The sequence below is a fragment of the Nostoc sp. ChiVER01 genome, assembly GCF_034531155.1.
GTDB lineage: Bacteria > Cyanobacteriota > Cyanobacteriia > Cyanobacteriales > Nostocaceae > Nostoc.
On sequence record NZ_JAVRBS010000039.1, the window covers coordinates 1 to 20,125 of the forward strand.

At 40.6% G+C, this 20,125-nt stretch carries 21 protein-coding genes; 17 read left to right on the top strand and 4 right to left on the bottom strand.

Features of this window, described 5'->3' with window-relative positions:
* Positions 1 to 125: 125 nt before the first annotated feature.
* From RMY00_RS32320 to RMY00_RS32375, 12 genes are all read left to right on the top strand, one after another.
* The gene (locus RMY00_RS32320; protein ID WP_322651455.1) at positions 126 to 269 is read left to right on the top strand and encodes a hypothetical protein; all 144 of its coding nucleotides are present in this window, start codon (positions 126 to 128) and stop codon (positions 267 to 269) included.
* Between the two features lie 87 nt (positions 270 to 356).
* Positions 357 to 1,856, top strand: a complete 1,500-nt coding sequence (locus tag RMY00_RS32325; protein ID WP_322651456.1) for a P-loop ATPase, Sll1717 family — start codon at positions 357 to 359, stop codon at positions 1,854 to 1,856.
* Between the two features lie 125 nt (positions 1,857 to 1,981).
* Positions 1,982 to 2,170: a hypothetical protein gene (locus RMY00_RS32330; RefSeq protein WP_322651457.1), complete on the top strand. Its 189-nt coding sequence runs from the start codon at positions 1,982 to 1,984 to the stop codon at positions 2,168 to 2,170.
* A 31-nt stretch (positions 2,171 to 2,201) separates the two neighbouring features.
* On the top strand, positions 2,202 to 2,675 hold the full coding sequence (locus tag RMY00_RS32335; RefSeq protein WP_322651458.1) for a type II toxin-antitoxin system VapC family toxin: 474 nt from the start codon (positions 2,202 to 2,204) through the stop codon (positions 2,673 to 2,675).
* Between the two features lie 3 nt (positions 2,676 to 2,678).
* Positions 2,679 to 2,906: a hypothetical protein gene (locus RMY00_RS32340; RefSeq protein ID WP_109007171.1), complete on the top strand. Its 228-nt coding sequence runs from the start codon at positions 2,679 to 2,681 to the stop codon at positions 2,904 to 2,906.
* Between the two features lie 55 nt (positions 2,907 to 2,961).
* The gene (locus tag RMY00_RS32345; RefSeq protein WP_322651459.1) at positions 2,962 to 3,168 is read left to right on the top strand and encodes a hypothetical protein; all 207 of its coding nucleotides are present in this window, start codon (positions 2,962 to 2,964) and stop codon (positions 3,166 to 3,168) included.
* A gap of 258 nt (positions 3,169 to 3,426) precedes the next feature.
* Positions 3,427 to 3,603 carry a hypothetical protein gene (locus RMY00_RS32350; RefSeq protein WP_416212120.1) on the top strand — a complete coding sequence of 59 codons (177 nt, stop codon included), beginning with the start codon at positions 3,427 to 3,429 and terminating at the stop codon, positions 3,601 to 3,603.
* 109 nt (positions 3,604 to 3,712) lie between these two features.
* Complete coding sequence (locus RMY00_RS32355) at positions 3,713 to 4,159, top strand: DUF3598 family protein (RefSeq protein WP_322651460.1); 447 nt, start codon at positions 3,713 to 3,715, stop codon at positions 4,157 to 4,159.
* Positions 4,160 to 4,284: 125 nt separating this feature from the next.
* Positions 4,285 to 5,676: a histidine--tRNA ligase gene (hisS, locus tag RMY00_RS32360; RefSeq protein ID WP_322651461.1), complete on the top strand. Its 1,392-nt coding sequence runs from the start codon at positions 4,285 to 4,287 to the stop codon at positions 5,674 to 5,676.
* Positions 5,677 to 5,800: 124 nt separating this feature from the next.
* Positions 5,801 to 6,442: a restriction endonuclease subunit R gene (locus RMY00_RS32365; protein WP_322651462.1), complete on the top strand. Its 642-nt coding sequence runs from the start codon at positions 5,801 to 5,803 to the stop codon at positions 6,440 to 6,442.
* A gap of 94 nt (positions 6,443 to 6,536) precedes the next feature.
* Complete coding sequence (locus RMY00_RS32370; protein ID WP_322651463.1) at positions 6,537 to 6,764, top strand: hypothetical protein; 228 nt, start codon at positions 6,537 to 6,539, stop codon at positions 6,762 to 6,764.
* The gene (locus RMY00_RS32375) at positions 6,761 to 7,027 is read left to right on the top strand and encodes a type II toxin-antitoxin system RelE/ParE family toxin (RefSeq protein ID WP_322651464.1); all 267 of its coding nucleotides are present in this window, start codon (positions 6,761 to 6,763) and stop codon (positions 7,025 to 7,027) included. Before RMY00_RS32370 ends, RMY00_RS32375 begins: the two co-directional genes overlap by 4 nt.
* Here the strand turns inward: RMY00_RS32375 and RMY00_RS32380 are convergent.
* Entirely contained in the window at positions 6,981 to 7,376 is a 396-nt protein-coding gene (locus RMY00_RS32380; protein WP_322651465.1) for a hypothetical protein, read from the bottom strand. The genes RMY00_RS32375 and RMY00_RS32380 overlap by 47 nt on opposite strands.
* 81 nt (positions 7,377 to 7,457) lie before the next feature.
* Here RMY00_RS32380 and RMY00_RS32385 point away from each other — a divergent pair, with 81 nt between their 5' ends.
* Genes RMY00_RS32385 through RMY00_RS32395 form a run of 3 tightly spaced genes read left to right on the top strand, consistent with a single transcriptional unit; the run spans position 7,458 to position 11,879 of the window.
* Positions 7,458 to 9,809, top strand: a complete 2,352-nt coding sequence (locus tag RMY00_RS32385; protein WP_322651466.1) for a tetratricopeptide repeat protein — start codon at positions 7,458 to 7,460, stop codon at positions 9,807 to 9,809.
* A 54-nt stretch (positions 9,810 to 9,863) separates the two neighbouring features.
* Positions 9,864 to 10,598: a hypothetical protein gene (locus RMY00_RS32390; protein ID WP_322651467.1), complete on the top strand. Its 735-nt coding sequence runs from the start codon at positions 9,864 to 9,866 to the stop codon at positions 10,596 to 10,598.
* Between the two features lie 3 nt (positions 10,599 to 10,601).
* Positions 10,602 to 11,879 (top strand): hypothetical protein, encoded by a 1,278-nt coding sequence (locus tag RMY00_RS32395; RefSeq protein ID WP_322651468.1) that lies wholly within the window; start codon positions 10,602 to 10,604, stop codon positions 11,877 to 11,879.
* Between the two features lie 30 nt (positions 11,880 to 11,909).
* Here the strand turns inward: RMY00_RS32395 and RMY00_RS32400 are convergent, their stop codons facing one another.
* Together RMY00_RS32400 and RMY00_RS32405 are read right to left on the bottom strand one after the other, a co-directional pair.
* A complete protein-coding gene (locus tag RMY00_RS32400; protein ID WP_322651469.1) occupies positions 11,910 to 12,920 on the bottom strand; it encodes a glycerate kinase in 1,011 nt (336 codons plus the stop codon).
* A gap of 8 nt (positions 12,921 to 12,928) precedes the next feature.
* A complete protein-coding gene (locus RMY00_RS32405) occupies positions 12,929 to 13,261 on the bottom strand; it encodes a DUF565 domain-containing protein (protein WP_322651470.1) in 333 nt (110 codons plus the stop codon).
* Positions 13,262 to 13,816: 555 nt separating this feature from the next.
* Here RMY00_RS32405 and RMY00_RS32410 point away from each other — a divergent pair.
* Complete coding sequence (locus tag RMY00_RS32410; protein WP_322651471.1) at positions 13,817 to 14,455, top strand: hypothetical protein; 639 nt, start codon at positions 13,817 to 13,819, stop codon at positions 14,453 to 14,455.
* 253 nt (positions 14,456 to 14,708) lie between these two features.
* Positions 14,709 to 16,598: a glycosyltransferase family 39 protein gene (locus RMY00_RS32415; protein WP_322651472.1), complete on the top strand. Its 1,890-nt coding sequence runs from the start codon at positions 14,709 to 14,711 to the stop codon at positions 16,596 to 16,598.
* A 69-nt stretch (positions 16,599 to 16,667) separates the two neighbouring features.
* On the opposite strand, the gene RMY00_RS32420 is transcribed toward RMY00_RS32415, so the two are convergent.
* Positions 16,668 to 20,000: an ATP-binding protein gene (locus RMY00_RS32420; protein WP_416212121.1), complete on the bottom strand. Its 3,333-nt coding sequence runs from the start codon at positions 19,998 to 20,000 to the stop codon at positions 16,668 to 16,670.
* Positions 20,001 to 20,125: the final 125 nt, after the last annotated feature.

Here is a 20,125-nt window from a genome sequence, read left to right on the forward strand (position 1 = left end):
TCGTTCAGAACACGAGTCCATTCGTTCAGAACACAAGTTCATTCGTTCAGAACACGAGTCCATTCGTTCAGAACACAAGTTCATTCGTTCAGAACACAAGTTCATTCGTTCACTTGGCCAGTGGCGTGGTGTTGAAGTATGGCAAAGACAGCCGGGGATATGAGATGACAGGCGGGATACGCAAAAGCGATCGCATTCGTAAAGCCACCAGCAGTTACTACAAGACTATCTGTCAGTATTTAATGTCCTTAGTGGTATTACATACATAACTTTTCAACTCTAAAAGTACTGGACGACCACTGAGGCATCGGATAGAGTTGAAGCGCTGTCGGTTACTGTTGACCTTGCTTTGATTTATGACTACTAATCCAAACCAGATTCTTAAAAGGATAGATTTTGGTAATGAAGCTGGAGATGACGTTCAGCCATCTGAAGTTTTAAATTTCTTTGTTGAGCAATCATCCTTTGAAAAATTTCTTAACCCAACAAAAAGTATTCTTCTAGCAACCGCTAAAAAAGGGGTTGGTAAATCTGCTTTGATTCGATGGATTGAAGCCAAGATTCAAGAGGAGCATGGAGATGATGTAATTGTTATCAGTTGTAAGGGTAGTGATTTAGTTCGCTCTAATTTTAAGCTCTCATCTGAGCTTAAGTTGCCAAATGACTATATCCGAGACTGGATGGTGCGTATCTGCGCTCTCGTAAATCGCCATATCGGTGCAGAGCTAAATTTAGCGCTTGGAGATGATGCAATTACTTTGGTCGAAAGTGCAGAGCTTGATGGTTTCAAAAGTCGTAATCTTGTGTCTGCACTAACAGATAGGCTAAGGAAACTAATTCCGCAACAAGCAACTGTTGAAAAGCTACACGCAACCAATGAAATAGAGCTTCTAAAGCGGTTTGACGGAAAGAAAGTATGGTTTCTCGTAGACGATCTTGATGCTACTTATCAACGCACTCCTCATGAAAATCTAGAACTAAGTACCTTCTTTTCAGCATGTCGCTATCTTGCTGCTCAGGTCACTGGCATAAATTTCAGAATAACCATGCGAACTGACGTATGGCCTTTAATACGAAGATTTGATGAATCGCTTGACAAGTTTGAGCAATATGTTCATGACATTACTTGGAGTCAGGCAGACTTCCGAACCCTGCTCTATAAGCGGATCAGATATCAAATGAATTCTTTAAAAATAGAAATTCCTTTGCTGACTGGATACTCAACAGAAATTGAGATTGAAGAACATTATGTCAATCAGATTTTTGAAACACGAACACTATGGAATAATAACGAAAGACCTATGTACCAAATTATTTATACTCTTTCCTACCATAGACCTCGATGGGCTATTCAACTATGTAAATTTGCACAAGAAGAAGCCATTCGGGAGAAACAAGGATTAATTGCTAAACAGCATATAGATGCAGTTTGGGGAGAATATGGGAGGAAACGTATTAGTGATTTAATCGCAGAGCATAAGCATCAGTGCCGTGATGTAGAAGAGTTGATAAATGGTTTTAGAGGCGCAGAACGTCGAATGACGCGGGATGAATTAATTTCATGGATCACTAATCATATAACAAATCATTTATCGCCAGTGATCGAAGGCAAGCCAGTAAAATCGTCTTTAGATATTGCACACTTTCTGTTTAGATTAGGCTTTGTCGTTGCTAGAGCGGAAAAGGAAGATCAAGGATATGAGCATTATTACTTCGCTGATATGCCTGATTTTCTTTCAAGCAGAACGAATCAAGACTTCGGTGTAATTTGGGAGATCCATCCATGCTACCGTCAGGCTTTAGATATTCAAAAACTCAATCAGGATCAGCAAAAGAGGCGTAACCACGCTAGATAAGTAGAGGCAAAATACATTAAGCGAGAGGGCTAACAATTCAAATGCATCTTGAGGATTTTGATAGTCTGCTACTACGATAAAATTGAGCCATAAGTTTTATTGATCTATTTGCGAGCGCTCATTGTATGCGAAATTCTGGATCTTCATACCAACTTAAGGAAATTTTGAAAAGCGCCATCGTCGAATTAATTCGTGACAATGGAAAAGAAGTCTCAGAATTTCTGGCAGAAATTATTGAAGACGTGGCAATGGAGCAAGCGATCACTGAAGGTGAAACAACTGAACAGGTTAGCCGTGAGTCCATCATGTTATAGGATAAGGGGCAGATAAAGTTTAGAAAATACTGTGAGTGAAACCGTCTATATTGAAACCAGTGTTATTGGTTATCTGACAGCCAGATCGACCAAAAACCTGATTATTGCTGCCAATATCGAAATAACACGGGACTGGTGGGACTTTCGTCGAAATAACTTCACTCTTTACACTTCAGAGGCTGTTTTAGACGAAGTAGCTAAGGGAGATACAGCGATCGCCACTCAACGACTGGAAATTTTGCAAGACTTTCCTTTATTGGCATTGAATCAAGCCGTACAAAGTTTAGCTATTCAATTTCTAACCCAAAGTAATCTGCCTCCGAAAGCAAAGGTAGATGCTATTCACATTGCCGCCGCAACCGTCCACGGCATGGATTATCTGTTAACGTGGAATTGTAAACATATTGCTAATGCTCAAATCCAGGGTAAGTTAGCGGAGATTAGCCTTGATTTTGGCTATGTATTGCCTATCCTTTGCACACCCAACGAACTAATGGGATATTAGGTTATGTGGACAGATGAGATTGTCGAAGAGATCCACCAAATCCGTGAAGAGTATGCGAAGTCTTTCAACTATGATTTAGATGCAATATTTGCAGACTTACGTAAGAAGGAAGCAGAAAGCGGCAGAGAAGTCGTGAACTTGTCGCGGAAGCCCGGTATAACAACACGTTGGAGTGGACGAGTGAAGGATATTTGTGGTGATACAACGGATACTAGCCACCGCTTAACTTAGCCTTTAGAAGCCGACGAGGAACGCCTTAGCTTGGAAGAAAAATGGTAGTAAAGCGATGCAAGCAAAACTCCAAGAGCAACTTTCCCCCCATGATGCCGAAGTTATTTTAGGATGCTTACCTGAACGAATTCGCGCCGCTCTAATTGCTCGTGCTACTGAAATTGAATATCCAATCGAAGCAGTTATTGAGATGGCGATCGCAAGTTTTCTCGACACAGAGGCATTAGGTTTTGCAGATTGCAAGCCAGGGCGTGGACAATAAAAGCGTAAACTGGCGATCGCACGCGGTAAAACTGGCGAAAGATATTCGTATGGATACACAAGAATATTAAAAGCTGACGAGAAATGCGTAGGCGTAGCCCTCCGCAGGCATCGCTTGGAAGAAAAACGGAATTCGTTATGCTTCGCCTCAAGTTATGCCAGCGATGATTAAAGCCATCTTTGACAACCTTCCCCACTGCCCACTCATAATATGCGAACATAATTAAGTTGTAGCTGACTACCTGGACAGAGATTTAAAATGGATACCATTGCAATCCCTGTTCTGAATCGCCCAGTAGATGCCACGGTAGAGATTCCTGTTTCTAAAAGTATTATCAATTGGGCATTACTCATCGCGGACTTAGCACCAGGTGACGACTCGATTTTAGAAAATGCCTTATTTAGTGAAGACTGGCATTTGCTGTCACTGGCTTAAAGGTTCTAGGCATTGTAATAAAAGACCTTGGTTGTACAGCGAAAACTTTTCCCGATTACTTTACTCGATCGATTTTTCCAAATGTTAGAACAATAAAAGGTGAATTGCTATGTCAAATATTCGAGAAGGAATGCCGGTGCTTGTCCGTCATGAGGGAGATTGGGTAGGAACTTATACAGTAGTTGATACAACAGGAAAAATACTCGACAAGTATGAATCTCACTTAACTTGTCAATTTCCAGAAAATGGCCCTCATCCCTACTATCAAATCAATCGCTATAAATGGTCTGATGGGAAACAAGAAGAGTATGAATTTCCAGGAAGCTATAAAGATAATAAGCTGTGGTTTGACACCGATCGCATCCAAGGTGAAGCCTGGGAAGCCGATAATTCACTTGTGATTTTGCGGTTTACTTATAAAACAAACCCAGATATGAGCTTATACGAAATGATTTACATTAGCCCTGATAGTAACAATCGTGCCCGCACTTGGCATTGGTTTAAAAACAATCAAATCTTTCAACGCACCTTAATTCAAGAAGAACGGTTAAGATAGTAATTTCTTCGCTCAGAGATAATCATTTATTATTCTCCAGTCCGCGCAGGCGGATTTTGTTTGTGTAGACGCAGCTTGCAGTAGTTAAGCTTCCATCTCAAATTTCAACTTAGTAAGGTACACGCATGGCAAAAGGTGACAAAATAAACTTTTCTACTCCTAGCGGTTTTCCAGAATTTCTGCCTAGTGAAAAGCGTCTAGAATTATATTTGCTAGATATCATCCGTAGAGTTTTTGAAAGCTATGGATTTACACCCATCGAAACACCTGCTGTAGAACGTTTAGAAGTGCTGCAAGCTAAAGGTAATCAAGGTGACAATATCATTTATGGCATTGACCCCATCTTGCCACCAAATCGGCAAGCCGAGAGAGATAAATCGGGTGAAACTGGTTCAGAAGCAAGAGCTTTAAAATTTGACCAAACAGTTCCTTTAGCAGCGTATATTGCCCGTCACCTGAATGAGTTAACCTTTCCCTTTGCCCGCTACCAAATGGATGTGGTTTTTCGAGGTGAACGAGCGAAAGATGGGCGTTTTCGTCAGTTTCGCCAGTGCGATATTGATGTAGTTGCTCGTCGTGAACTCAGCTTGCTTTATGATGCTCAGATGCCTGCAATTATCACTGAGATATTTGAAGCAATAAATATTGGTGATTTCTTGATTCGCATCAATAATCGTAAAGTTCTTACAGGTTTTTTTAAGTCAGTAGGAATTACTGAAGATAAAATTAAATCGTGTATTAGTATTGTTGATAATTTAGAAAAAATTGGTGAAAATAAAGCAAAACAAGAGTTGGAAAAAGAGGGAGTTTCCGGAGAACAGACTCAAAAAATTATTGATTTTATTAAAATAGATGGTTCTGTTGATGAAGTATTAGATAAACTCAAGCATCTTGCAGAGAATCTGGCAGAAACCGAGCAATTAAGCCTGGGAATTACTGAATTACAAACGGTAATTGCAGGTGTACGTAATCTTGGAGTTGCTGAAAATCGTTTCTGTATTGATTTATCAATTGCGCGTGGTCTTGATTACTATACTGGTACAGTTTACGAAACAACCTTATTAGGGCATGAAGCTTTAGGTAGTATTTGCTCTGGCGGCAGATATGAAGAATTAGTTGGAGTATTCTTGGGTGAAAAAATGCCTGGTGTAGGTATTTCTATAGGATTAACTCGCTTAATTAGTCGCTTGTTAAAAGCTGGTATTCTTAGTACCTTAGCTGCAACACCAGCCCAGGTGATGGTAGTGAATATGCAAGAAGATTTAATGCCAACTTATTTAAAAGTTTCGCAACATCTGCGTCAGGCTGGAATTAATGTTATCACTAATTTTGAGAAGCGTCCCTTGGGTAAACAATTTCAGCTAGCAGATAAACAAGGAATTCAATTTTGTGTAATTATTGGTTCTGAGGAAGCAGCAGCACAAAAGTCATCGCTGAAAGATTTAAAAACAGGTGAGCAAGTAGAAGTGCTACTAGTAAATTTAGCTGAGGAAGTTAAAAGAAGACTTGGCAAATAAACGTTGATAATAATATAAACTGCAAAAATTTCAATCAACGTTCTTAAGTGCGATCGCAATACACTTCACAAAGCTATGATTAGCATGAATCTCAATCACTAGATCAATAATCAAGCAAAAATATATGACAATTCTCAACGCTCGTAATTTATCCTTAGAAGAAGTTCATCGTCTGTTTGGCTTTCAAGAACAATACACTGACTCATTTTCTAACTACTTATCTTTGGAACCTCTCACGGAATTAGAACAGCAGGAACTTCTGCAAATTAGAAATGACTTTCGACGCTACCTTACAGCAGGCAAAGTTTCTGAAGGCCAGGTAAAGTTTCTTGCAGTTGCCCCATTACTAAGATTAGCTGGTTTTTATCGCTATCCAATTGAGATTCTTTTGGAGGAAAATATTGCTGATATTGAAGTTGAAGATGAAGATATCAAAATTAAAGGAAGATTTGATATTTTAGCTGTTAGTAAAGCTAAACACACAAAACCTCAAACATATTTTTGGGTACTGTTAATTGAATCTAAAAATTGTCAGGTTGATATTTCAACTGGTTTACCTCAGCTACTCACATACTCTTATAAAAATTTAGATAATCAAAAATCAGTTTGGGGATTAGTGACAAATGGTAGAAGTTATCAGTTTGTCTATCTTGAACAAGGAAATCCCCCTATTTATTATCTCTTGCCAGAATTAAATTTAATGGAAAGAGAGCGTTCAAGTCAGTTGTTACAAGTTTTAAAAGCAATTTGTCAATTAACTTTGTGATTAAGGCAGTAGGGACTGTCCTGAGTCTCAAGCGATGCCTTGATTCCAGACTACTGTATATAATGTATGTAAATTCAATATTTCTGGCTTAAACATGAAAACCGAAATTGAAAGAGAAGAAATTATCAAAGCCATTAACTTACTACTGAAACAGGCTTATGACAGCACTTTAGATGAAATTCTTACATTGTTACAACGAATAGAAAAAGAAGAGGAGGAGGAAGAGTTAAAAGCCTATGATGAAGGTAAAGAAGATATACGTATTAATGGTACTGTGAGTTGGGAAGAAGTTAAAAAAGAAATAAGTAAAAAAGTGGCGTGAGTTATCAAGTTGAAATTTCTAAAGGTGCATCAAAACAACTTAAAAAATTACCGCCAAAACTTCAAGAACGCATACACGCTAAAATTGATGATTTAGCCACAGAACCACGTCCAGATGGTGTTAAAAAGCTAAAAAATAGAGACAATGGTTATCGAATTAGAGTAGGAGACTATCGCATTATCTATGATATTTTGGATGAGATTTTATTGATAACCATCATAGAAGTTGGGCATCGTAGTAGTCTTTATAAAGATAAAAAGTGACTTCATACTCTATATTAAATACTTTAGTTAACAAGAAGAGCGATCGCACCATAGCATAGTTTAAGCGATCGCCTTTCGATGTAATAAATAAAACTTTAGAAAAAATGTCATAGTCCACGAGTATCAAAGACTCATCCACGAGTATCAAAGACTCATCGGCGAGTATTAAAAACTCGTTCATGAGTATCAAAGACTCATCGGCGAGTATTAAAGACTCGTTCATGAGTATCAAAGACTCATCGGCGAGTATTAAAGACTCGTTCATGAGTATCAAAGACTCATCGGCGAGTATCAAAGACTCGTTCACGAGTATTAAAGACTCGTCTGCGAGTATCAAAGACTTGTCCACGAGTATGTCTCAAAGATTCATCAGGTTTTTGACGAGTTTTCCGTGAGTCCTGATACAATCTGAGAACGTATTAGCATGATTATGCACAACCGTATATTTACTACTTTATTTTTAACTCTATCTCTGGCTACCACACCCCAGCTTGTAGTCGCTCAAAACAATATTGAACAGCTATTTCAACAAGGCAACGCTGCCGAAACAGTGGGTAACAACTCCCAAGCTGAAACGATTTGGCGTAAAGTTTTGCAAGTTGAACCCAATAATGGCAAAGCTTATAACAATTTGGGAAATGCTTTGCGGCGACAGGGGAAATTAGATGCAGCATTAGCAGCGCACGAGAAAGCATTACAACTCAACCCTAATGATGCTGAAGCTTACGTGGGTATAGGAAACGTGCTAAATGCTCAAGGTAAACAACAGGAGGCATTAGCATCTCTTCAGAAAGCTTTGCAACTCAACCCTAACTTGGCGACTGCTTACAATGTTCTGGGAAATGTGTTGTATGGACAAAAGAAATTAGATGCTGCCGTCACCGCCTTCCAAAAAGCGATTCAACTCAACCCAAACTTGGCTATTGCTTACTACAATCTCGGCGTTGCATTGGGACAACAGAATAAATTAGATGCAGCAGTTGCCGCCTACCAAAAAGCCATTCAACTCAACCCCAACTATGCTGATGCTTACTACAATCTCGGCTATGCGTTGAATGAGCAGAAGAAATTAGATGCAGCGGTTGCCGCTTTCCAAAAAGCAATTCAACTCAACCCCAACTTAGGTGAAGCTTACAGCGGTCTGGGCAATGTGCTGAGAAAGCAGAATGAATTAGATGCAGCAGTTACCGCCTTGCAAAAAGCAATTCAACTCAATCCTAACGATGCTAATGCTTACACCGTTTTGGGTATTGTCCTGACAAATCAAAAGAAATTAGATGCAGCAGTTACCGCCTATCAAAAAGCCATTCAACTCAAACCTAACTATACTGATGCTTACATCGGTTTGGGTATTGTCCTGACAAATCAAAAGAAATTAGATGCAGCAGTTACCGCCTATCAAAAAGCCATTCAACTCAAACCTAACAATGCTGATGCTTACAATCAGCTCGGCAATGCCCTACAGGAGCAGAAGAACTTAGATGCAGCAGTTGCCGCCTTCCAAAAAGCAATTCAACTCAAACCTAATGATGCTGATGCTTACTACAATCTCGGCTATGCGCTGAATGAGCAGAATGAATTAGATGCCGCCGTTGCCGCCTATGAAAAAGCAATTGAATTCAACCCTAGCAAAGCTGGTGCTTACATCGGTCTCGGCTTTGTTTTGAATGAGCAGAAGAAATTAGATGCAGCAGTTGCCACCTACCAAAAAGCAATTGAATTCAACCCTAGCAATGTTTATATTTATAGGGGTCTCGGCATTGCCCTAATTGAGCAGAAGAAATTAGATGCAGGAGTTGCCGCCTTCCAAAAAGCAATTCAACTCAACCCTAACGATGGTGCATCTTACAGCGCTTTAGGTTTTGCATTAGCACTCCAGAGTAAATTTAATGCTGCCGTCGCCGCCTTCCAAAAAGCCCTAACATTACCAGAAGATACTTCTGTAAGAATAAGAAACCCAATCGATGCTTATAATGGTTTGGGTTTAGTGCTGGAACTGCAAGGAAAACTAAAAGAAGCCATTGCAAATTTCGACAAAGGAGAAGAACTTGACCCCAATAATACCTATGTCAGGAACAACAATAGAGAGGCACATCGGTTATGGACAGAGCAAGAGAATAAACTAGCAAGCGTAAAAGACGATCGCCAATGGTTGCCTAAAGATGATCCTAATGTACCAGTTATGCGTTCTGTGGTACTCATCACTGCGGAGTTTTTTAACAGTGAGCGCCTGGGAACTGAGATTGGCACTGGTGTAGTAATTAAGCGAGAAAGCAACCGGACATTAATTCTCACCAATCGTCATGTCATTTTTGATGGCAATGAACAGGGTAAAAATATTCAAGTTGAATTTTTCAGTTCACCGCCACCCAACCGAGTGCGAATGCGACGATATGCCAAGCTGTTCAAAGTGACTTCTGTAGATGAACAACTCGATTTAGCTGTTTTAGAAGTTAGCGTTAATCTGCCAGAAGATATCCAACCCTTACCCATCTCCTCAACTGCAATCACCTCAAAAATGCCCATTCGGATTATTGGTCATTTTACTCAAAGGGGAGTAGATAAATCTTGGTCTATGCAATCAGGACAAATCAGTAGCTATAACAACCAGCAATTAGAAATATCTCAAGCCGCACTTAAACCCGGTTATTCTGGCAGTCCTGTGCTTGATTCGCAAAATCGGCTTTTAGGCATCATCGTTGCAGGCAGAAAATATGGGCGAGATTTCGCTTATCCCATATCTAAGGTTCAAAAAAAACTGTCCACTTGGAACATTAAATAGCCTTTTGTACAGACGCAATTAATCGCGTCTGTACCTCTTTACTTTCAACAAACTATGAATTATAAAATTGTTCTTGCCAGCCTATTAATCCTCAGCTTCAGCCATCTTCCCGCTGCTGCTTCTTGCCCAAAAGGGAACCCCAAATCTACCGATTATATCCGCCGTAAACCACCCAATCGCTGCGAAGGTATAATACAACAACCCTTAAGCAACAATGACTTAAACCTAATTTCTTTTGCTACCCGAGACTTAACCAGTTTTGGCAAAATCCTCACGCTACAAATTCCGCAAATTAAAGGTGGACAAAAGCCTGAGATAAAAGTGAGATCCTTGGGAGATGATTATGACTATCAATTGGATGATTTGTCATTGTCTAATAATGGTTCGCGTTTCAGCTTTAGCTGGGATACTTACGTTCTCAGGCAAGCAAAAATACCAGCAATTAAACTTCGCGCTAAAGCAGTTTATACGATAGATTCTCAACCTGTAGTTGTTCCAGTTATCCTGGGGCAAACTTCAGGTAAGTATGAATTTGTCTTTTATTCCGAGGATCGAGTGAAATTTACCAACTTTGAAATCCTAGTCTTCCCTCATGGTCAAAAACACATCTACAGCACTTCCAGTCCTAACCCCAGAAGCGGTGAAACTATTTTTACCTGGGATGGACGCAACGCTCCAACTGGACGTTATGAACTGCACTACGTTGCTTTTGTTGAATCAACAAATGAAACTAGCGCTCGTCGCGAAGGACGAATTGTATTTGAGCATAACCCAAAATGGTTGAAATAAATCATGGCATCTCGGCAAAAAACCAAACGAAAGTTTCCCAACTTCATCAAGATTCGCCAATGGTTGAATTTTCTGAAAACATATCTAGTTGCTTTCTTTGTAGTCAGCACTTCAGTGCTAAAACGCTTACTACGAATTATTTCAAATCATAAAAATTCATTGTTAGTGTTGCTGTTACTTCTATTATTGACTATCGTCACCTTTGCCGCTATTGTACCTGGCACACATACTTTTGAAGGTAATATTATTTCTAAAAAAATGAGTTTTACCTATAATGAAGAAGAATCAAAACTCTTTCTTCAAAATATTAGCGGCATTAAAGAACTAGAAAATTATGGCAGACAAACCCTGACTTTCACAGGCGATTTTAACTGTAAAACTTGGCCAAAACTTAATCACTTACACTCTTTAACAATCGACCTTAAAAATAACGATAGCAGATGGATTATTGCTCCAAATAATCTGCATGCAACAAGTGATAAAAACAATCTAATAACCCTAGAAGAACTCCCGCTGCAACCCAATACAAAAGTAACTGAATTAAGTTATGATTTTTTACGCACTCAACTTACTTTTAAGCTACAATCTAACTCTAAACTAAACTTAAAAAACAACCAAAATAGATTAAAACTAGATTTAGGTAAACAACCATTCAGAGTAATATTAGAAGGATATGAATTACCACCAAATTTAAAAAAGTTACTAAATCAACCAGATAAGCAAACACCACTAGAATGTAATGTTAAGCCATATAATCAACAACTTAACCCAAACATTGCGCCAAATACCAAGTTTTATATTACCCTAGCCGAAGCTCCAAAATATGAATCAGAACAATGGTTTAGAGAAAAGATAGAAACCAAAGAGGTGAAATTTCTAAATTTAGATATATCTGGTAAAGATTTTAAACAGGATTTAATAAATTCTACTATTGTAGAAGGTAAAATCCGCATGGTAGGACAGGAACAGGAGATTAAGAAAAATGAGTTTCTCATGGGTGACAAACCTGATCCTATTAAAACTCCTTTAAACATTAAAGAAATACGTCATCTGGAAATTGTTCCCAAAAAGGGCATAGAAGCCCGCTTTTCTGGAAAAACTAAAAAGATTCAAATCGGTATAGATCCAGATTTTCCAGTTTCTCAAATACAGGGTAGCTGGTTAGATGGTGTTTTACCTCGTGATGCAATTATTGCGCTGTTCTCTTTTGGGGCTGCTACAGTTGCAAATCTTCTATCTTGGTTATTTAGTAACGCTTCTAAATCTGCGTCAAAATCATAGGAGACGCGATTAATCGCGTCTGTACAAGAATTACGAATTAGCCCGATCGCAATACACTTCACCAAAGCTATGATCGGCATGAATCTCAATCACCATATCAACCACTGTTGCATCTTTTACCAATGGTTTGATAAATAATTCTGGGTGAAGCGATCGCCAAAAATAATTGACAAATTGCTCTATCTCTGCATTGCTCATCCCTGATTTACCCGCAGCAATCATCTGCTGTTCCGCCTGTTTGCGCCACTCCAAAGAACAGCGATAATCAGTTGGATATAGCACAATTAAGCTGTCTAATCGTTCCCACAGTGGTAAATAATCGTGGAGACGACAATTCATATCACGGGCAAATGCTTTATCTTCATCTGTGATAATTGGCGGCGGTGCAGTCTCAAATATATCTGGGTCAATTGGTTGCACGCCCACAAACCAACCTTCAAATAGTACAATATCTACACCTGTAACGATTTCTGGAGTAGTGCGATCGCCAGCACCTCCAAAAGCAGATTTATCAAAGCGGGGAAGCATCACAGGACTTTGCGACTGGCGGATTTGGTCTAGTACATTTAAACCTAAATCTACATCGTGGGTTCCTGGTGGGCCGCGCCAAATCAAGCGGGGATCTTGCTGTGTTAAAACCAAGCGATCGCTGTAAGTTTTATATAAGTCATCCAAAGATAAACTCACAGCCTGATATCCCAACCGATCAAGAATCAAGCTGAGAACTTTAGACATTGTGGTTTTACCAGTGCCTTGTCCTCCCAATATTCCTTGAATTAGGGGGCGTTCTAACTGTTGGCGCTGCGATGCTAGCTTGATTCCTAAAGGTAGCCACAAATCCCATAACACTTGTAACATTTCCTGGGGTTCGATGAGGCTAGTTTGGCAGAATTGGCTAAAAGCTGGGAAGACAGATTTTAGTAAATGCGCTCGCTTTTCTATCACCTCATCGACATTTTCCGGCGTGATTCCAAAAGCTTTTGCCCTCAACCTATCTGCTAACGCCGCTTCTCTTGCTGACTGCTTGTTTATCTCCTTCATCTCCCACCCTACGATCCCAGCTTGAAGGCTTCGAGAAACAGGCCGTAGATAAAACCAACTTTGAGGAGATTTAGTGAATCTACTAAGAGCGATCGCCTTTCTAAAAAGCTGCGATAATAAAATATCCTACTGGTAATTTCCGTCAATATTACTAAAAAAGCAGCAACCACAATGTCTAATTCTGCTCGTTGACCGGCTGTAGTGGAAGCTACGTTTGCCAGAAAAAAACCAAACAAAAAACTAATGATCAACAGCGATAGCCGCCGCCAAGGATTTAAAAACCATTGGCCCAACCGTGTAGTAATAGCATCGAATAAGTTATTGAGACGAGTGTTTTGCATCACATACACTTCTGGGTGAAAGTCAAGATATCTTGAAATATCTCTATATTCAAAAGAGGATATTGGTTTTAGCCTCAGCTTGTTTGTTAATATTATAGATATATGGTGGGTTTCCAGCGTTGATTCAAATTTGTACATCATATCATCTTTAAGCAAGTTTAGCGCCTTAAAAGGCTGCTTATTCTGACGCTAGATGAAATATACATCTTAGATTTATCTAAGGGTTTGGCAAAAAACGCCTTGTTGGGGCCATTTGTGGTTTCACGAAATTTTTCTTTATATAAATGAATTGGCTGGCTCGGTATCTACTTTCTTGTTTTTATCCAAGCCTACGCTCAAAACACAAAGCAATGGGCATCTCTACCCCTTGTTTGTCAAACATCAAGGAAATTACTTCCTGCAAATATTTTCTAATCAACATGATACTTGTAATACATAAGTATCACTAATTTTAGGAAAGTCTATATTAGACTACTTTCTATGATTCCCTTTTGGGATAATAGGTTACTATTTGGTCAAGCTTAAACAAAATATTTATTTCTAATAACTATCAATATGAAATCCTCAGTATATCGTAACATTGGTGTTACAGTTTTTTGCTTGGGACTGCTTGTTGCTCTGGTGGGATGCTTTGGAGTGACAGTATCCTTTGAGTCCACAAACCCAGATACATCTTCACAACCGCCGACCGAAACTACTCAGTGGGAGACGGCTTCCTCTACACCCGTTTCACCTGAAAAGGGGATTTCTGCTAATCTATCTACTCCAGTAACTACCTCAACCAATCAAGTAGAACATAATAATATTAAAGAGAATACTTATCCTGTCTTGGCAGAGCGTGATAAATCAGCAAGCAAAGGCAAGGATCAAGGAACTTTGCGAATGAGCAATCAAACAAATCAGCCTGTACGGTTGGCTCTACTGGCGCGACAATCGCTTCCAAAAGGCTCTGGTACTAAACAGGCTAACTATGATGTACCAGCACATTGGGATTTTGCTCCCCAAGAAGGAAGTGAGAAGGGACTAATTTTATCCCTACCTCAGAATAATTTGAAGCTGGAGAAGGGAGATATTTTAGTTGCTTTCGCACAAGATGGTTCCCGTCGTTACTGGGGCCCCTATGTTGTTGGCGAAACTCAATTACCTAAATGGAATTCCCAAAACAGAGAATGGCAACTAGTGCTGAGTCCATAGTCGATATTTAGGAGTGGGGAGTGGGGAGTAGGGAATAGGGAATGGGAAAGAGTTTTTTCTGTTTCTCAAATGTCTTTATATCCGTCAAAATGTATTTGACAGACTAGTAGTGGGTTGGAGAAGTTTCTTTGGCGACTTAGAACAACTGGCGTTACTGAACAGGAAAAAGTGTAATATTGTTGAATTCAAAACTCCGAAGAACAAAATATAGATAATCAACGACTATTGAGTAGTGATTGTTGACTATTGACTAATGAACATGAAGTTGAGTGTTAAGCACAATGTTGATCAGTGGTTCAACAAAATAGCAAAGAATCCAGCCCAAAGTATAACTGTGTCGATTTTGTGGTTGATATTGATTGGCTGGATAGCTTTTGGGTGGAACTTGGGCAGTATTGGTTTGATTGATGAGACAGAGCCTTTGTTTGCCGAAGCTTCCCGCCAGATGTTCGTCACAGGTGATTGGATTACCCCATTTTTCAATGGTGACACTCGTTTCGATAAACCTGCTTTAATTTACTGGTGTCAGGCGATCGCCTATGCAATTATAGGGGTGAATGAGTGGGCAGTACGCCTCCCTTCTGCGATCGCAGCCTTCGCCTTAGTTTGTTTAGCTTTTTACACTATACAGTGGTACTTCGCTAAACAAGACGAATTAGAGCAAGTTTCACGTCCTACTCGCCGCTACTTCACATCTTTTATAGCAGCAGCCCTCATGGCACTCAATCCCGAAACTATTATTTGGGCGAGAACCGGTGTCTCTGATATGCTGCTCACCGGATGTATGGCATCAGCTTTGTTATGTTTCTTTCTAGGGTACGCAGGGAAGGGAGATGAGGGAGCAGGGGGAGCAGGGGGAGAAAGAATAACCAATGCTCTATTCCCTAATAAGTGGTACTTAGCTTTTTATGTGCTAATTGCTGGCGCAATTTTGACTAAAGGGCCAGTGGGAATTGTTGTACCAGGGCTAATTGTTACCGTATTTTTGCTTTATGTAGGAAAATTTCGAGAGGTGTTGCGGGAAATGCGCCTTCTCGTGGGTGTATTGATAATTTTAGGTTTATCAGTGCCCTGGTATGCTTTAGTAATTTGGCGCAATGGCTGGAATTATATTAATGCCTTTTTTGGTTATCACAACCTAGAACGCTTTACAGAAGTCGTTAATGGTCACTCAGCACCTTGGTATTTTTACTTTTTAGTGGTACTGCTGGGTTTTGCGCCCTACTCAGTGTATTTACCACTCTCTATAGTAAGATTAAAGTTTTGGCAGCGATCGCACTGGCGATCCCTTGAACGTTTTCAGCAGTTTGGTTTGTTCGCTTGGTTCTGGTTTGCTACCATTTTTGGTTTTTTCACCGTTGCTGTTACCAAACTCCCTAGCTACGTGTTGCCTTTAATGCCAGCAGCAGCCATTCTAGTAGCCCTGTTGTGGAGTGACTTCTTACAGAATACTGAAGCTAGGCAAACAATTCCTGTTTCTTCTTCTCCCACTCCTCCCATCTCCCCCTCTTTTCTGCGAGTGAGTGGTTGGGTAAATGTAGTGTTTTTATCAGTTCTGGCTACAGCACTGTTTAACATAACCCACATATTAGGTACTGATCCAGCTATAAGCAACTTCCACGAACAAATTCAACGAACTGGTTTACCAGTGATAGCCGGGGTAATATGGCTAGTTTGTGCCGTTTTAGTTGCGGGTTTATTACTAAGTCGGCAATGGAAACAGGTTATCGGTATTAATTTAATAGGGTTTGTGGCGTTTTTAATTTTTGTCTTAACACCTGCTTCGTTCTTTATTGATCGAGAACGTCAATTACCCTTAAGGGAGTTGTCTGCTGTCATTCTAGAAGCAAAACAACCAAATGAAGAATTGATCATGCTTGGCTTCAAAAAGCCTAGTGTAGTATTTTATAGCCACATTCATGTAAATTATTTAGGATCTCCCCAAGAGGCTATCGAGCATATCAAAAACCAGGCTGCCAAAGGACTAAAACCTGCCTCAGTGCTGCTGTTGGCTGAACAGAAAAAGTTTTTACAAATGGACTTACAGCCAGATGATTACAAAAATTTATCAACCAAGGGTGCTTATAACTTGGTTCGAGTTCCTTTTAAGAAAAAGAAAAGTGAAAAAATGGATATTTCATAAATTGTCATTAATCATTGGTTATTTGTCCTTTGAGAATAAATTACCAATGACTAATGACTAATGACTTTATCAACATTTGTCATTGTAACCATTGACAGCTAAAGCATGATTAATCTGGTTTAATAGGTCTTCCATTGATATTGATCGCGGTAATATTTGAGTAGCGATCGCACCAACAACAGTTTCTATCGATTCCAAACTATTCTTCTTCTGCTTGTCAATTTCCTTATCAGCTACCCCAGACTGGAAACTGATTTCTGGGTGATTTAATCGCTGATTCAGCACTAAAATTGGTGGTAATTTATCGGGCGAATCCCCCAATGTTTTCAGTGCTTTTAGCACGTCTTTGTGGATTGTGGATTCTCCTAAACAAATTAGCAGTAAGTCAACGCTTTGGTGGCGAATTTGTTGTAATACTTCTGCCCAGCAGGGACTCATCGCCGCTTTGAAGCCTGCTGTTTGTAAGTACTGAATTAAAGCTTGGAACCACTCAGACCCCCGTTGTGCAGTTTCACTGCTAATTGAGCAATTTTTTGCTGTCCGAGAACCCTTAACTTGCTTGCGTCTTACCTGTGGTAAATCACGCAGCATTGTCAAATCCACTACCAAGATGTTAGGAGGACAGCAAATCCCAGAAGCAATTTCCAATACTGATAGTAAGGCATCTGTGTTTTCGGTGCGACTATTGTTGTCCCTAGCAAATGGTGTTAAGTAAGGAAATACAGATAATTCTGGGATTTTAGAAGCTATTAGAGTAGTTGCGACATCGCAAGTAACTAGTGGGATAGCCGCCAGACGTGGGTGTTGAATTAGTTGTTGTAGATAAATTTGGGCGGTGGTACTTTCGACATCTAGCAAAATGACATCAAACTGCCATACCCGCGCCAGAAGTTCTGCTTGATCTAGGTCATCTACTTCAATCACTCGGTGTTCTCGAAGTGAGGGGTGGGGATTGACCGATTCCAGTTGGGGATTCACCAACCGGAGAATTCGCAGTGGGGTTTTAGTGGGGACAATTGCGCTGTTGTTTGACCCTTGCGGCAAAACTGCTGGTGAAGTACATAATTTTTCGAGAACTGGTGCTAAAAGGTGATTCTCTACTGGCAAGCTTAAGAAACCATCGGCTCGGTTAGCAAATGCTTGCTCCTTTTCGGCTGCCGTCGCTGTCACAATTACAGAAATATGACGGGTTGCGGTGTCAGATTTTAGTAAAGTCAGCACATCCCAACCTGATAGCAAGGGTAGCAACGGGTTCAAAAATATGGCGATTGGTTGCAAGCGCCGAGCTTTTTCAACTGCTTCTGTTCCCGATCGCGCAATTACTACCCGATATCCTAAACCTTTAAGTTGTTCGGTCAAGTCTTCAATATATCGCGCTACTGCCTCGACTACCAAAACCAACCGTTGCGAACTAGCCGGATGATGCTGTGTGAAAGTAATAACATGCTCAACGGCTGCGGAGTTTTCCCGTGTCGATTGGTGTCGTGTTTCTTCCTCTTCTTTGATTTCCATATCTGGTTCCGAAAAGCCTGTTTTCGGGGGACTGGGCGGCAGAAGTAGTGTAAACTGGCTACCTTTTCCTTCACGCGATAAGAAACTGACATCTCCGCCGTGGAGACGAGCCAGGGCCCGGGTTAATACCAGCCCCAAACCAGTGCCTTCAAATTGGCGAGTCAGGGGATTTTCTAGTTGTTGGAATTTTTGAAAGATTAAGTGTTGCTGGTGTTCAGGAATGCCAATGCCTGTATCCCAAACGGTAAAGGCAATCCAGCCTTCCCAACGACTCACCCGTAGCCCAATTTCGCCAGATAATTCGGTGAATTTAAAGGCGTTGGAAAGTAGGTGTACTAGCATCTGGCGCAAGCGCAATTCATCTGCCACTATCTGGTCTAAACCTAGTTCAATGGAAAGGCAAAATTGGGGAGCAGATGAACGGGCGTTTTGAGTTGGTGAGGCTGATGTCGTTTTGGTAGTTTGAGTGTGCATGGCTTTAGCATCTGATAAAGCGCGATCGCACACTGCCTGAATTTTCACTGGAGTTAGCGTCAAATCCATTTGTCCCGTTTCCATCCGGGTCAAATCTAAAATGTCATTAACCACGCTCATCAGATGGCGTCCGCTTTGATGAATCAGCCCCGCATAACGGGCTTGACGCTCGTTAAGTTCTCCCAACTGCTGATCCACCAGCAACCGCGATAATCCTAAAACGGCTGTTAGGGGAGTTTTGAGTTCATGACTAATACAAGCTAAAAATTCATCTTTCAACCGATTTAGTTGAATTAAATCGGCATTCTTTGCAGCCAGTTCTTTGCAAAGCTGTTGCTGCTCAGTCACATCAGTAGCTAAAAATAACCACAAATCCTCGCCCAGTGCAACCTCAGCTTCAGCACTCATGACTTGAAACTCAGGACTATCTAAAGGAATTTTGGCAAACTGCCAGATTCGCTCTTGACCATTTTGCACTTCGACAACGCAAGTACAAGTCCCTACTTGACTATCTAAATAGCAGCGACTGTATACAGGATCTGGTGATGCTTCTTGCTGGGTTAGTTCTTCTTCACCACCATGCTCATTCTCCCTACCATTGGGATAAACCTTGATGGCTCTTTGGGTGGCATATTCTGGTTTTTCGGAGTGGTTAGGGACAAGTATTGCCTCCACCTGTTGCCTAACTCCTTCTGGATCTTTCAAGGCTCCTAATTGCTCCCACCAGGCGGGATTTCGTGCTACCACCTCGCCAGTACCCGTTTGCAACATCAAAGGCCAAGGCAGTCTTTCTAGTAACTGTACCAGTGGCTGGTGTCCAAATGACTTGGGTTGATTTGGCGGCTGCTCACTAGACGCCCTTTCGATGCCTGAACTTTGTAATCCAGCCATGCGTTCCTTAGCGAGCGATCGCAACAGGCGGGAACTATCCAGCAGCCCCAAATATTGACCATCAGAGTCAATCAGCGCCCAATCCAACTTCTGCTTTTCGGCTTGGGCATAACTCAAGTGCAAGCCTAATTGCTCTACACGCTCAGAAGCTGATATTGTCTGTATTGGCTCAATTAAACCTTGACCCCAAATAGAGAGTGATTGGTGTAAATTTAGATTTTTATCGTCACTATGTACTAATAATTTTTGGATTAAACGGGCAGAATACAGCAATCCGATGGGGGATTGCTGTTGATTCACTACTACCAAGCGATCGCACTGCTCTTGCTCAAAAATCTCTAACACCACTGCTAGAGAACTTGTTTGAGGGCAGCTAGGTACGGTTGCCTGAAAGTCATAAAGCGGGTAATCTAGCATTAACATAGGGCTTTTGGGGTCATTCTTCCTGTGGAACCCTCCGGCATTTCCATCTGCCAAATCTTGATGGTGTTTTCGCCTGAAGCCATATCCTCTAAGAAGACTCATATAAGCAACTCTGGTTATTTCAACGCCATTAAAAAAACGGGATTTACCCTCACGGACACTTTTGCGTCCTTTATATTTTTCCAAGAGGCGACGTTTCTAAGTTTTAGCAACTAGCCTCCCCAGTG

Excerpts from the sequence above, each read along its gene's own strand:
- RMY00_RS32340 (WP_109007171.1), top strand. The coding sequence starts at position 2,679 with ATGTGGACAGATGAGATTGTCGAAGAGATCCACCAAATCCGTGAAGAG.
- RMY00_RS32400 (WP_322651469.1), bottom strand. The coding sequence starts at position 12,920 with ATGAAGGAGATAAACAAGCAGTCAGCAAGAGAAGCGGCGTTAGCAGAT.
- RMY00_RS32355 (WP_322651460.1), top strand. The coding sequence starts at position 3,713 with ATGTCAAATATTCGAGAAGGAATGCCGGTGCTTGTCCGTCATGAGGGA.
- RMY00_RS32385 (WP_322651466.1), top strand. The coding sequence starts at position 7,458 with ATGCACAACCGTATATTTACTACTTTATTTTTAACTCTATCTCTGGCT.
- RMY00_RS32370 (WP_322651463.1), top strand. The coding sequence starts at position 6,537 with ATGAAAACCGAAATTGAAAGAGAAGAAATTATCAAAGCCATTAACTTA.
- RMY00_RS32325 (WP_322651456.1), top strand. The coding sequence starts at position 357 with ATGACTACTAATCCAAACCAGATTCTTAAAAGGATAGATTTTGGTAAT.
- RMY00_RS32350 (WP_416212120.1), top strand. The coding sequence starts at position 3,427 with ATGGATACCATTGCAATCCCTGTTCTGAATCGCCCAGTAGATGCCACG.
- RMY00_RS32390 (WP_322651467.1), top strand. The coding sequence starts at position 9,864 with ATGAATTATAAAATTGTTCTTGCCAGCCTATTAATCCTCAGCTTCAGC.
- RMY00_RS32420 (WP_416212121.1), bottom strand. The coding sequence starts at position 20,000 with ATGAGTCTTCTTAGAGGATATGGCTTCAGGCGAAAACACCATCAAGAT.
- RMY00_RS32330 (WP_322651457.1), top strand. The coding sequence starts at position 1,982 with ATGCGAAATTCTGGATCTTCATACCAACTTAAGGAAATTTTGAAAAGC.
- RMY00_RS32415 (WP_322651472.1), top strand. The coding sequence starts at position 14,709 with ATGAACATGAAGTTGAGTGTTAAGCACAATGTTGATCAGTGGTTCAAC.
- RMY00_RS32410 (WP_322651471.1), top strand. The coding sequence starts at position 13,817 with ATGAAATCCTCAGTATATCGTAACATTGGTGTTACAGTTTTTTGCTTG.
- RMY00_RS32345 (WP_322651459.1), top strand. The coding sequence starts at position 2,962 with ATGCAAGCAAAACTCCAAGAGCAACTTTCCCCCCATGATGCCGAAGTT.
- RMY00_RS32405 (WP_322651470.1), bottom strand. The coding sequence starts at position 13,261 with ATGCAAAACACTCGTCTCAATAACTTATTCGATGCTATTACTACACGG.
- RMY00_RS32365 (WP_322651462.1), top strand. The coding sequence starts at position 5,801 with ATGACAATTCTCAACGCTCGTAATTTATCCTTAGAAGAAGTTCATCGT.
- RMY00_RS32395 (WP_322651468.1), top strand. The coding sequence starts at position 10,602 with ATGGCATCTCGGCAAAAAACCAAACGAAAGTTTCCCAACTTCATCAAG.
- hisS (WP_322651461.1), top strand. The coding sequence starts at position 4,285 with ATGGCAAAAGGTGACAAAATAAACTTTTCTACTCCTAGCGGTTTTCCA.